The organism is Pseudomonas sp. FW215-R2 (genome assembly GCF_058789255.1).
Genome location: NZ_JBYTBO010000018.1, coordinates 39,767 through 52,804 on the forward strand (window position 1 = coordinate 39,767; position 13,038 = coordinate 52,804).

At 59.6% G+C, this 13,038-nt stretch carries 8 protein-coding genes; 2 read left to right on the forward strand and 6 right to left on the reverse strand.

Annotation, left to right across the window (positions count from 1 at the left end; translation table 11 throughout):
- Positions 1-18: 18 nt before the first annotated feature.
- Together AC3WRD_RS22520 and sohB are read right to left on the reverse strand one after the other, a co-directional pair.
- The gene (locus AC3WRD_RS22520; protein ID WP_102621766.1) at positions 19-4,899 is read right to left on the reverse strand and encodes a dermonecrotic toxin domain-containing protein; all 4,881 of its coding nucleotides are present in this window, start codon (positions 4,897-4,899) and stop codon (positions 19-21) included.
- 192 nt (positions 4,900-5,091) lie between these two features.
- A complete protein-coding gene (gene sohB / locus AC3WRD_RS22525) occupies positions 5,092-6,114 on the reverse strand; it encodes a protease SohB (protein ID WP_102621767.1) in 1,023 nt (340 codons plus the stop codon).
- Between the two features lie 205 nt (positions 6,115-6,319).
- Here sohB and AC3WRD_RS22530 point away from each other — a divergent pair, with 205 nt between their 5' ends.
- Positions 6,320-7,030: a histidine phosphatase family protein gene (locus AC3WRD_RS22530; RefSeq protein ID WP_102621768.1), complete on the forward strand. Its 711-nt coding sequence runs from the start codon at positions 6,320-6,322 to the stop codon at positions 7,028-7,030.
- 48 nt (positions 7,031-7,078) lie between these two features.
- Positions 7,079-7,396 carry an SCP2 sterol-binding domain-containing protein gene (locus tag AC3WRD_RS22535; RefSeq protein ID WP_085730743.1) on the forward strand — a complete coding sequence of 106 codons (318 nt, stop codon included), beginning with the start codon at positions 7,079-7,081 and terminating at the stop codon, positions 7,394-7,396.
- Between the two features lie 52 nt (positions 7,397-7,448).
- Here the strand turns inward: AC3WRD_RS22535 and AC3WRD_RS22540 are convergent, their stop codons facing one another.
- From AC3WRD_RS22540 to AC3WRD_RS22555, 4 genes are read right to left on the reverse strand one after another with little or no spacing between them, the layout of a single operon-like run.
- On the reverse strand, positions 7,449-9,032 hold the full coding sequence (locus tag AC3WRD_RS22540; RefSeq protein ID WP_102621769.1) for an ABC transporter ATP-binding protein: 1,584 nt from the start codon (positions 9,030-9,032) through the stop codon (positions 7,449-7,451).
- A gap of 1 nt (position 9,033) precedes the next feature.
- Entirely contained in the window at positions 9,034-10,056 is a 1,023-nt protein-coding gene (locus AC3WRD_RS22545) for an ABC transporter permease (RefSeq protein ID WP_102621770.1), read from the reverse strand.
- Positions 10,050-11,120, reverse strand: coding sequence for a microcin C ABC transporter permease YejB (locus tag AC3WRD_RS22550; protein WP_102621771.1), 1,071 nt, complete (start codon positions 11,118-11,120; stop codon positions 10,050-10,052). Before AC3WRD_RS22550 ends, AC3WRD_RS22545 begins: the two co-directional genes overlap by 7 nt.
- Entirely contained in the window at positions 11,107-12,957 is a 1,851-nt protein-coding gene (locus AC3WRD_RS22555; RefSeq protein ID WP_102621772.1) for an extracellular solute-binding protein, read from the reverse strand. Before AC3WRD_RS22555 ends, AC3WRD_RS22550 begins: the two co-directional genes overlap by 14 nt.
- Positions 12,958-13,038 lie beyond the last annotated feature (81 nt).

The following is a 13,038-nucleotide window of genomic DNA, read 5'->3' on the forward strand; positions in this document are numbered from 1 at the left end:
CGGGCTCGGGGGCTCTGCTTATCCCTCTCTCGTTCCTAACCTGCCGGGCCCCGGCGTGACCGGCAAAGTCAGCCCCGGATGCCTCGCCAGTGCCGCGCTGGTCAGTTGTTTTCGCAGTTCCAGGCTTTCATTTCTGAAGTTGTCGAAGATCGTCGTCATTTGCTGACTGGCGGCCTCGCGGGACAACCCGGCCTGTGCTTCCAATCGCGAAAACGCTTGTGCACTGCGATCGAGAACGCTGGTAAATGCATCCTGACGTGTCGTCAGCAAATACTCGGACCAGAACTCCTGCCTGCTGACCGACTCAGTCAGTTGCGCCGTCTGCTCGGCCCTGACGACCTCCAGATACGCGTGATCGATCTGCGCGTCAGTCACCTCGGTATCCAGCGGCATATTCAGCTCTGTGGGTTGTGCTGGCAACGCCAGGCGCTGTGCCAGTCTCACCCGGTAAATCAGGCTGACATCCAGCGCCTGACGTTGAGTGAAGGTCCCTGAGCGGGAACGTCGCGCAATATCGAGCAACGCTTGCTTTTCCACCTGCTGCAAACGAAACAACCCGCGCAACAGACGGACCAGGTCGCCTTCCAGTGTCTGTGTACCGGTGCGGGCCGCTGCCGCTGCCCGATAACACAGCACCCTGACCTCCAGGTCGCTGAACAGCCCCGCAACATTGGGGGCACTGACCCAACCTGACCGGGCCATGCGAAACAGCGCTCGACGCAACGAATCATCCTCGCAGGCCGCCTCCAGCACATTCCACACCCGCTGCCCGAGCTGTTCGCGGGTTCGGAAGTAATCGGCCGTTTCACGCAGTTGCATGAGCACTTCAAAAAAATCCCGGGAGTCCGGGGCAGCCGACAGCGATGACAGCACCTGCTTCGCCCGGCCGATCTCCACCGCCGGCAGACCGTTGACCCACCCGGCCCCCTCACGATCACCCGCCAATCGTACGGTGTGGGTGTACTCGGTGATGAGCACGCCGAGGCTTATACCTTGTGACTGTTGGTACGCAGCGATGTCTTTGAGGCTTGCCGCCGACAGCGGGTTGCCATCGATCGTGGTGCCCCGGTTCAGTACCGCGCGGGAGGTGAACACGGACGACGGGATATCGACGATCTTGTTGTTGCGCAAATCGAGAGACTCCAGATGCGCAAGCACATCGGTGTTCCCGGGCCATTCGCTGATGCCGGTGTCACGCAGGTTCAGATGGCGCAAACTGCGCATCGTACTGACATCAGGCGTCCGCCCCAAAGTCGAGTTGAACCCAAGGTCCAGCGTGCGCAAATGCTGCTTGCCGCCCAGTTCCTGCATCGATCGCTCGGTCAGGCGAATGCGGTTATTGCTCAGATCCAGCCCGGTCAGCGCCGGCATATCGCCGATCGCAAGAGGAATGCGCGTCAACCCGTTCCCTGACAGATCCAGCACCCGCAATCCGGAAAAGTTACGCAAAAATGTGTTCAACCCCGCACTGGCGCCAACGCCACTCATCTCCAAAGCGGTGATGTGGGCAAAATCACCAACGAGGGTCGGCATTTCCCCCAGCGGCGCTGCATCGAATGTCAGACTGTAGGTCGGATGACCCGAGTGCACGGAGTGGCGGGTTTCCTTGCGCCAGGCGCGCAAAATGGCTTGCATTGCCCGAGCCTTGCTATGGGTAGGCACCTTGATTCTCGGTCCCTCCTCTTCCTGATAATACGTATCGCGGTGAGTCCAGCGCTCCAGGGTTTCGACCATCGTCCTGTATTGCTCGCGCAGCCGCTCCAGCGATCTGATGACCAAGACTTCGTCGGTGCCCAGCGAGGCCACGAAACGTTTGAGCTGCGCGGGGGATTGGGCCGGATACAGCTCCTGCGCCCGGCGTATGAGCATGGGAGATGTTCCCGATGCAGAACTCGAAGGAGCCGACTGCTGGACGAAGGCTTGCTCGATCCGACGATCCGCCAGGCCCATGGGTGAACGGTAATCGGCGCTCACCGGTTCAATTCCCAACACCTTGGCGAATGCCTCGCGCCGCTGCAGTGCCGATACAGTGATTTTCTGCCGCAAGCCAGTGCCGTCGATGTCTTTGTCGACCCCGATGGCCTTGCGACTGTGGGCCGGCAAGCTTTCCCACAATGTCTGGAAAAAATTCGCCCGGGTGCGCGTTGGCTGACTGGAGATGACCGTGTGACGCGTGTCCTGGCCCTGATAGCGCTCGGCGTAGGCTTCGATCAGCACTTTGTGCGCGGCGTCACTCGGGCCGATGGTTGCCCGCTGATCGGCATACACACCCCAATCCAGAATTTCGACAAACACATCGCCAGGCCAGCCAGGCAAATGGGTCAACGTGTCGAGTATCAGCATGTCGGGATCGCGCCCGCAGGCCGCGTCCAGGTACAACCCCTCATAGGCCCGGTTCAGACGCTGGATCGGCTGATAGCGCCGCGCCTCTTCGGCCAGGCGCAACGGTACAGTGTCGGATTCCAGCTGCTCCCACTCGCGCGCATCGGCGTGTTGCACCAGTTCGTCGACAACACTGGCTGAAAGTCCCGGAAATGCCTTGACGATCGGCTCGTTTCTGGAAAGTTCGCAAATGTCGGCTCGCCGGAACAGCCGATCCATCATCGCCATGCGCATGCGCGGTGCCAGCGCGGCAATGTGACTGACCAGCAGCGCCGTCTGGTTTTTCCGCTCCACGGTAGCCGAACCCAGCAAACGCGAACGTTCACTGTCATTGAGCGCTGCCAACAATGGCGTATGGAACTGTCCCTTGCTCAGCAAGTCCTCACTGATTTTCACCTGACGGGCCGCATTATCTGCACCGTAGCGCGTCACTTCGTCGCCGGTGATGTCCTCCACAACAATCGCCATGTCTCGAGGCCAGCGCCCTTCCCCCGTCAGCAAATACAACTGCAGATCGGCGTCTGCCATGGGGGCAGACGCCGGTAAGGCCATCTGCTCCATGAACAACCCGACGTCGGTATCTGCGCGAAAACGCCTTACAGAATCCGACAGCGCCGCCATCGGTTTGCCGCGCTCGACAAACAGCTGCCGCATAACCGCCTCATCGATGCCACTGGCCGCAATGATTTGCAGCGCACGAGTATCTGAAACCTTCTCTTCCCGGAACCCCAAACGACGGAACAGGGTCAAGGAGCTCCATTCGTGAGGCAACTCGGAATCGTGACGCCAGGCGCCCGCACCGTTGGTCTCAAGTAAAGGTGAATAGCGTTCGGGCAACTGCGGGTCATGCACCTCCCACAAGCCGGTGCCGGTTACCGGACGCACCGCGTACGCATCGGGGCCCAGCGGCAAATAGCGCTTGTCTGCGCGCCAGACCAACCCTTGTGCGTCGGCAGCAAGGTTGCTCGGCAAGGATTCACGATGACGGTAAGCCGTCATGTCCGGATTCCAAAGTCGATGCGACATCGCGCCAACCGGGACGCGCCGCAACCTCTGCATGAAACTCGACGAGCGCACGAGTCTATAGGCCTCGCCGGTGGCCACACCGCCAGCGGCGAAGCTCGCCATGAGGATCAGGTTCTCAAGGGTGTCAAACAGACAATCGGCGGCATGCTCCTGATCGCCGTGAGCCCAGCTGTCGATGCCCTCGTAAATCTCGCCGAGCAATTGCAGCCCGGCAACGGCGCACAGGACTTCACCGAGCACCGGCACAAAGGAGACAAAAAACAACAGCGTATTCAGTCCGATGGCTTTGTAGGTGTCGAGCCTGGCCAGACGGGTTTTCTCATCCTCATCGTCGGTGGGCACCACCAACAGACGAGTGTCGGCCCGCACCTGAGCCGCGCGGTGCTGGAAGATGGCCAGAAACAGATCCCGTTTTGCGTCACCTTCAAGATCGATGCCTGTCAGCGACAGATAGGTCGAAGTAATGGGAAACTGGCTCGGCCTGGCATTCAACAACCGCACACTCAGTCCGGTCAGGAAAAGCGAGCGATCTTGCATAGGAAGAAATCGCATGAAAAAACGTCGGAACTCGGAATTGCGTAAACGCCCACTCAGCTCAAGCTCGAATTTCTGGAATGACGCATACTCTTTCAATGGATGATCAGGATCGCCCGGCATATAGATCACACAACGGTAATCGTCTTCCTCTGGCTCGCTGATCAGGCCGATGAACATGGCGCCTCGAAGTTGCACACCGAGCATTTCAAGACTTTGATAGCCGAACGTGTTTTTGCCCAGTTTGATCGAGGGCTCCGAGTTCTTGACCGACTTGAGCATCTGATAAACATCGGCGCTGATGTGACCACGCATATAGGCGATATGCCGATCAACATCGAATTGATCCCTGGAATAAGCGACAGACGTTTCCTGCAAACTGGCGATTTGAGTGTCGCTGCCAAAAAAACCTTCCACATGTTTCTGGTATTGCTTGCCAAGATCCAGGTATCGGCAAAGTCTGGCGAACTCATGGGGCTGTATCGGCAAAACCCGGTTGGATCGCCCCGTTACTTTCTGCGGAACGTAGAGCAAAGAGCTCTCGTGATAGCTGCTGGCCAGGGTTTCAGACAACTCGAAATTTTCACAGGCGGCCGTCAACAGATCGCGATCGATCGGCAACACCAGTTTCTTGCGCAGCCCCAACAGACTTGACGTTGAGCGTACATGCTGAAAAATCGCCCCATCGACTTCGAAGGGCTCGCCCATTTTCTCAGCCATGGCCTTGGCCAGAAGGGGTGTGCAAAAGCTCTGTGGGGATTTTAGCGCCCGCAGTTTTTCCAGCGCGGCATGACGTGATTTGAAACTGGCCTTGAAACTTTCATAGAGATCATTGCGCGCGGCCTCTGAAGACCCAAGCAGCCAGGTGGGTATTTGTTTTTTATATAACTCATAGAAGACGCCTTGTTGAGCTGGCGTCATGACGGGCAAACTTGATTTATTCTTTTCAACATCCATGTTTAACAACTTTATCTTGAAGTGGACATTCAGAATAAAGTTGAAACACCGTTCAATACAGTGCGATTAGTTGATGCATTACCCACCAAAACAACAACATTATGCGACGATAAGATATCTATATACCGCACTGTCTTACGATAAAAGCGCTTCACGCTCGCGAGGCTGAAACCTCACGAGCGTACGCAACACTTACCAGAAACGTTGCTGGGTCAGCCGGCTCCACCAGCTCAGCAACACGCGATCCACCGAGCCGCTGGCCGCCATGCCGATACGCTCCTGCAGGCTTTTGCGTTCGGCATAGTGCAGGTGATAGACCTCGGATTGTTTAGCGCGCTCAGCCAGGTACTCGTCGCTGGTCTTGAGTTCGTCTACCAGTTGTTTTTCCAGGGCTGCGATGCCGAGCCAGACTTCACCGGTGGCCACTTCGTCGATCGCCAGCTGTGGGCGATAACGGGCGACGAAGTTCTTGAACAGTTTATGGGTGATGTCCAGGTCTTCCTGGAATTTCTCTCGGCCTTTCTCGGTGTTTTCGCCAAATACGGTGAGGGTGCGCTTGTATTCGCCAGCGGTCAGCACTTCGAAATCGATGTCATGCTTTTTCAACAGGCGATTGACATTCGGCAACTGCGCAACCACACCGATCGAGCCAAGAATGGCAAACGGCGCGCTGATGATCTTCTCGCCGATACAGGCCATCATGTAGCCTCCGCTCGCCGCGACCTTGTCGATGCACACGGTCAACGGCACGCCGGCTTCACGGATGCGCGCCAGTTGCGACGAGGCCAGGCCATAGCTGTGAACCATGCCGCCGCCACTCTCCAGACGCAGGACCACTTCATCCTTCGGTGTAGCCAGGGTCAGCAGCGCGGTGATTTCGTGGCGCAGGCTTTCGGTGGCCGACGCCTTGATGTCGCCATCGAAATCCAGCACGAATACCCGCGGTTTGGCGTCCGGGTTCTTCTTCTGTTTCTTCTCGGCCTTGGCCTCGCCCTTGCGCAAGGTCTTGAGCTGATCCTTGTCGAGCAAGGTCTGTTCCAGGCGCTCACGCAGGCCCTTATAGAAATCATTGAGCTTGTTGACCTGCAACTGGCCCGCAGACTTGCGTCGGCCCTTGCTGCGTAATGCAGCAAAACTGGCCAGCACCACCAGAATCGCGATGACCAGTGTCACGGTCTTGGCCAGGAAACTGGCGTATTCAGTCAAAAACTCCACAGTGACTCCTTCAAACGATGCGCAATTGCTTAACACGCGCGGGATACCCCCAGCATACCCATGCACTGCTTCGTCGGCCAGCCGTGAAACCTCTGGAAACAGGCCTGTAACGGGCATTTCAAACAAGCGTATGTTTTTTCATTGACAGCTCTCCGCCATCCCCATAACCTCGCCACAACCTTCAACGTACCGGGATGACGCGGACGTGGGCAGCATCTACTTGATTCGACATGGCCAGGCCTCCTTCGGTGCAGACGACTATGACGTCCTGTCGCCGACCGGTGTACGCCAGGCAGAGATCCTCGGCCGCCACCTCGCCGAGCTCGGCGTCAGCTTCGATCGCTGCCTGTCAGGCGATCTACGCCGTCAGCAACACACGGCCAACAGCGCGCTGGAACAGTTCGCCGCCGTGGGCCTGCCGGTCCCCGCTCTGGAAATCGATTCGGCCTTCAACGAATTCGACGCCGACGCCGTGATCCGCGCCCTGCTCCCGGCCATGCTGCCCGAAGAACCCGAAGCGCTGGAGATCCTGCGCAACGCCGCACAGAACCGTGGCGAGTTCCAGCGCATCTTCGCCCTGATCATCGAACGCTGGCTGGCCGGCACCTACGACACGCCGGGGCTGGAAAGCTGGCTGGGCTTCGTCGAACGGGTCCAGGCCGGGCTGAACCGCCTACTCGATCAGGCCGACAACACCCAGAAAATCGCAGTGTTCACCTCGGGTGGCACCATCACCGCCCTGCTCCACCTGATTACACAAATGCCTGCACGGCAGGCCTTTGAACTGAACTGGCAAATCGTCAACACCTCGCTCAACCAGCTGAAGTTTCGCGGTCGCGAGGTGGCTCTGGCTTCCTTCAACAGTCATGCACACCTGCAACTGCTGAAGGCCCCGGAACTCATCACTTTTCGCTGAGTCCGGATTACTGTGACCCTGCTGCAATCAACCAAAAAGGATCGAACCATGACCTCCGTAGCTGATGCCGTAAAAGCAATGCAAGCCAAGTTCAACCCAGCCGCTGCTGCCGGTCTGGATCTGATCTTCGGTTTCAACATCACTGACGAAGACAAGCACTACGCCCTGATCGTCAAAGACGGCACTTGCGACATCCAGGAAGGCGAAAACGCCGACGCCAACTGCACGCTCGTGCTGGACAGCGAAACCCTGAAAGGCATCGTCAGCGGCGAAACCGACGGCATGCAAGCCTTCATGGGCGGCAAGCTGCGCGTTGAAGGCGACATGATGCTGTCGATGAAACTGTCCGAGCTGTTCCCGGCATAAGTCGGCAGCCAGACTGCAAACAAATCCCGCCCCTGTGGCGGGATTTGTCGTTTCAGGCGCTCGAACCGGCAAACGACGCCGCCAGCAACTCCCGCGTATAAGGGTGTTTTGCCGAGCCGAACAACTCGCCCGTTTCCCCTCGCTCCACCACCTCGCCATCCTTCATCACGATCAGGTCGTGGGCCAGTGCCCGCACTACCGCCAGGTCATGACTGATGAACAGATACGTCAGACCGTGTTCCTCCTGTAACCGGCGCAACAGCGCGACGATCTGTTTCTGCACCGTGCGATCCAGCGCCGACGTCGGCTCGTCGAGCAGGATCAGATCCGGCTTGAGCACCAACGCCCGGGCAATGGCGATGCGTTGCCGCTGCCCGCCGGAAAACTCGTGGGGATAGCGATGACGTGTCGCCGGATCGAGGCCCACCTCCCGCAAGACATCAATCACGGCCTGTTCACGCTCCCGCGCATTCATGTCGCTGTGCACCTGCAAACCCTCGGCGATGATCTGCTCCACGCACAAGCGCGGACTGAGGCTGCCGAACGGATCCTGAAACACCACTTGCAGGCGTTTGCGCAGCGGCAGTAGCTGCTTTCCGCTCAGGCCTTCCAGCGCCTTGCCTTCGAAACGGATGCTGCCGTCAGCCTCGATCAGCCGCAGGATCGCCTGGCCGAGGGTGGACTTGCCGGAGCCCGACTCACCGACAATCCCCAAGGTCCGCCCCCGTTGCAGGCTCAGATCGATACCGTTGACCGCGTGCAGATACGACTTTGGGCGCAGCCAGCCGCCACCGAGTCGAAAGCGCACGTTGAGATCGCGCACTTGCAACAGTTCCTCCGACTTGTCCCGACACAGCGCCATGCCGCCGGGTTCGGCGTTAAGCAATTCAATACTGTAGGGATGCTGCGGTGACCGGAACAATTGCTCACAAGTCGCCTGTTCGACGATCTCGCCGCCGCGCATCACCGCGACTCGCTGGGCAATGGTGCGTACCAGATTCAAGTCGTGGCTGATGATCAGCAACGCCATGCCCAGGCGTTGTTGCAGCTCTTGGAGCAACAGAAGAATCTTGCGCTGCACGGTAACATCGAGGGCGGTGGTCGGCTCATCGGCAATCAGCAATTGCGGCTCGCATGCCAGTGCCATCGCGATCATCACTCGCTGCCGTTGCCCGCCTGAGAGCTGATGCGGGTAAGCCTTCAGACGCTCGCTCGGGCGTTGAATGCCCACCAGCTCCAACAGCTCCAGAATCCGTTTGCGTGCCGCCGCGCCCGCCAGACCTTTGTGCAGCGCCAGGCTTTCGCCAAGTTGCCGCTCGATGCTGTGCAACGGGTTCAGCGAACTCATCGGCTCCTGAAAAATCATCGCAATGCGGTTGCCGCGCAATTGCCGCAGATAGCGCTCGTGCACACCCAGCAACTCTTCGCCGCCATAACGAATGCTGCCGTCGATCTTCGTGATGTTCGGGTCCAGCAGTTGCAGAATGCTGTGGGCCGTCACCGACTTGCCGGAACCGGACTCCCCCACCAGCGCCAGGCATTCACCCGGACGGATGTCGAGGTCGATGCCGTGGACCACTTCCTGGCCTTTGAAGGCAACCCGCAGGTCGCGTATTTCGATCAAATGTTCACGCATATCAAGTCCTGGGGTCGAAGGCATCACGGCACGCTTCGCCGATGAATACGAGCAATGAAAGAATCAGCGCGAGTGCAAAAAACGCTGTCAGGCCCAGCCACGGCGCTTGCAGATTGGTCTTGCCCTGACCGATCAATTCACCCAGCGACGCACTGCCCGCCGGCATGCCGAAACCCAGGAAATCCAGCGCAGACAACGTCGCGATGGCTCCGGTGAGAATGAACGGCAGGTACGTCAGCGTCGCGCTCATGGCATTGGGCAGGATGTGCCGCACGATCACCTGCGCATCGCCGACGCCCAGTGCCCGCGCCGCTTTCACGTACTCGAGCCCACGGCTGCGCAGAAACTCGGCGCGCACCACATCCACCAGGCTCAGCCAGGAAAACAGCGCCATGATGCCCAGCAACCACCAGAAATTCGGCTCGACGAACCCGGACAGAATGATCAGCAGATACAACACCGGCAGCCCCGACCAGACCTCCAGCAAACGCTGTCCGATCAAGTCGACCCAACCGCCGTAGTAGCCCTGCAACGCACCGGCGGCGATGCCGATCAACGCACTGGTCGCGGTCAGTGCCAAGGCAAACAGCAGTGACACCCGCGTACCGAAAATCACCCGCGCCAGCACATCCCGCGCCTGATCATCGGTGCCCAGCCAGTTCTCACCGGTGGGTGGACTCGGTGCCGGTTCCGTGAGGTCGTAATTGACCGTGTCGAAACCGAACGGGATCGGCGCAAACCACATTCGCCCGCCCTGCCCCTCGATCAGCTCGCGCACCTGGGCGCTGCGATAGTCGGGCTGAAACGGCAACTCGCCGCCGAAATCCTGTTCGGTGTAACGCTTGAACGCCGGAAAATACCAACCGCCCTGGTAGCTCACCAACAGCGGTTTGTCGTTGGCGACCAGCTCGCCGCCAAGGCTCAAACCAAAGAGCGCAAGAAACAGCCACAACGACCACCAGCCGCGCCGATGGGCCTTGAACCGCGCCCAGCGGCGCTGTCCGATGGGAGATAACGTCAGCATCGGGCGGCCCTCGCAGAGAAGTCGATGCGCGGGTCGACCAGCGTGTAGCACAGGTCGCCCAGCAGTTTTATCAAGAGTCCGAACAGGGTGAAGATGAACAGCGAACCGAACACCACCGGGTAATCCCTCGACACCGCCGCCTCGTAACTCAGGCGCCCGAGACCATCGAGGGAAAAAATCACCTCGATCAGCAGCGAGCCGCCGAAGAACACGGTCACCAGCGCCTGAGGCAACCCGGCGACCACCAGCAGCATCGCATTGCGAAACACGTGTCCGTACAACACCTGTCGCTCACTCAACCCCTTGGCCCGGGCCGTGACCACGTACAGCCGCGAGATCTCGTTGAGGAAGCTGTTCTTGGTCAGGATCGTCAGGGTCGCGAAACCACCGATCACCAGCGCGCTGACCGGCAACACCAGATGCCAGAAGTAGTCCGCCACCTTGCCCCACGGCGTCAGCTCGGCGAAGTTGTCCGAGACCAGCCCGCGCACCGGAAACCAGTCCAGCGCCGTACCGCCGGCAAACACCACGATCAACAACAGGGCGAACAGAAAGCCCGGCATCGCGTAACCGATGATGATCGCCGCGCTGCTCCAGACATCAAACGCCGAACCGTTGTGCACGGCCTTGCGAATGCCCAGCGGGATCGACACCAGATAGGTGATCAACGTCGCCCACAGCCCCAGCGACAAGGTCACCGGCAATTTCTGCCAGATCAATTCCGTCACCGTCGCGCCCCGGAAGAAACTCTTGCCGAAGTCCAGTTGCGCGTAGCTTTTGAGCATCAGCCACAAGCGCTCGCTGGCGGGTTTGTCGAACCCGTACTGGCGCTCGATATCGGCCACCAGTTTCGGGTCCAGGCCACGGGTCGCGCGGGACTCGCCGCCAATGGTTTCGACATGACTTGCACCCACTGCCCCACCGACACCGATCCCCTGCAAACGGGCGATGGCCTGCTCGACCGGGCCACCGGGCGCAGCCTGCACGATCACGAAGTTCACCAACAGAATCGCCAACAAGGTCGGCACGATCAGCAGCAGACGCCGCAGGCTATAACCCCACATGGGCCAACTCCTTTTGCTGTTTTTGCGCCTGAGTGGCGGTCAACGCCGTCGGACTGATTTCCCACCAGGTATCCAGGCCGGCGTCGTACAGCGGCGCAATCGCCGGCCGGCCGAAACGGTTCCACCACACCGTGGAAATACCCGGTGGGTAATAGTTGGGAATCCAGTAGTAGCCCCACTGCAACACCCGGTCCAGCGCACGGGCATGGCGCAACAGACTCGCGCGGCTGTCGGCCTGCACCACGCCTTCGAGCAGCGCATCCACCGCCGGATCACGCAGCACCATGTAGTTGTTGGAACCCGGATCATCGGCGCCGTCGGAGCCGAAGTAATTGAACATTTCGCGCCCTGGTGCCTGACTCACCGGATAACCGACGACGATCATGTCGTAGTCGCGATTGCGCACGCGGTTGGTGTATTGCGCGGTGTCGACCTGACGAATATCGAAGCCGATGCCGATCTGCGCCAGGTTGCGTTTGAACGGCAGCAACAAGCGCTCGAAACCTTTCTGGCCGTTGAGAAAGGTGAATTGCAGCGGCTCGCCGGCGGCATTCACCAGTTGATCGCCACGGGGTTTCCAACCAGCGGCCTCCAGCAGTTTCAGCGCCTGCAACTGTTGTGCGCGGATGTTGCCGCTGCCGTCGGTGCGCGGCGCCTCGAACACCTGACTGAACACCTCATCGGGGATCTTGCCGCGCCAGGGTTCTAGGATTTTCAGTTCTTCGGCGTCCGGCAACTCGGTCGCCGACAGCGTGCTGTGGGAGAAGTAACTGCGCTGGCGCAGGTACATGCTGCGCATCATCTGCCGATTGCTCCATTCGAAATCCCAGAGCATGGCGATCGCTTGGCGCACCCGGCGATCCTGAAACATCGGTTTCTGCAGGTTGAACACGAAACCCTGAGCGCCTTGAGCGGCACCGGGAGCGAGGTGTTCGCGCAACAGTTTGCCCTGCTCCATCGCTGCGCCGGCATAACCGATGGTGTAACTGGTGGCGGAGAACTCGCGGTTGTAATCGAAGCCGCCGGCCTTGAGCACTTGCCGCGATACGTCGGTGTCGGCGAAGAACTCCACACTCAACTGATCGAAGTTGTAGAGCCCGCGGCTGATTGGCAGATCCTTGCCCCACCAGTCCTGAACCCGCTGGAATTTCACACTGCGACCGGCATCCACCGCACTGACCCGATAGGGGCCGCTACCGGGCGGAATCTCGAAACCAGCGCCTTCGGCAAAGTCCCGGGTGCGCCACCAATGCTCGGGCAGCACGGGCAGCACCGCCAGATCCAGCGGCAACGTACGGCTGTCGTTGTTCTTGAACACGAAGCGCACCTGGGTTGGCGACTCGACCTGCACTTGGGCGACATCCCGAAACTGCTGCCGATACTTCAGGCTGCCCTGGGTGGTGAACCGCTCGAAGGTGTAGCGCACGTCCTCGGCGGTGATCGGCGTGCCGTCATCGAAACGCGCCGCTGGATTGAGATAGAAGCGCACCCAGCGCCGATCCGCGTCCAGTTCCATGCGTTGCGCCACCAGGCCGTAGACGCTGTAGGGCTCATCCTTGCTGCGATAAGCCAGTGGCGCGTAGAGCCAGCCATCGATCTCTGCGACGCCGGTGCCTTTTTCGACGTAGGGAATCAGGTGATCGAACGGACCGCTTTCCAGCGAAGAACGCCGCAGGCTGCCGCCCTTGGGTGCGTCGGGGTTGGCGTAGGCCAGGTGCTGAAAGTCCGGGGCGTACTTCGGGGCCTCGCCGTAGACCGTGAGGGCATGTTGAGGCTGCGCAAATATCGCCGGGCTCAGCACAAGACATACGCCCAGCAAAGTGAGTCTGGAAAACATGGGCAGATCCTTTAACCGCGTACCTGCCTACCTTTGATGTGCAGCGGGCAGGCATTTTTTATAGGGCCGGTTTTAGAACGA

Bases quoted from the DNA above. Each gene is read 5' to 3' on its own strand.
- AC3WRD_RS22520 (WP_102621766.1), bottom strand. From the start codon at position 4,899: ATGGATGTTGAAAAGAATAAATCAAGTTTGCCCGTCATGACGCCAGCT.
- AC3WRD_RS22535 (WP_085730743.1), top strand. From the start codon at position 7,079: ATGACCTCCGTAGCTGATGCCGTAAAAGCAATGCAAGCCAAGTTCAAC.
- AC3WRD_RS22540 (WP_102621769.1), bottom strand. From the start codon at position 9,032: ATGCGTGAACATTTGATCGAAATACGCGACCTGCGGGTTGCCTTCAAA.
- AC3WRD_RS22545 (WP_102621770.1), bottom strand. From the start codon at position 10,056: ATGCTGACGTTATCTCCCATCGGACAGCGCCGCTGGGCGCGGTTCAAG.
- AC3WRD_RS22550 (WP_102621771.1), bottom strand. From the start codon at position 11,120: ATGTGGGGTTATAGCCTGCGGCGTCTGCTGCTGATCGTGCCGACCTTG.
- AC3WRD_RS22555 (WP_102621772.1), bottom strand. From the start codon at position 12,957: ATGTTTTCCAGACTCACTTTGCTGGGCGTATGTCTTGTGCTGAGCCCG.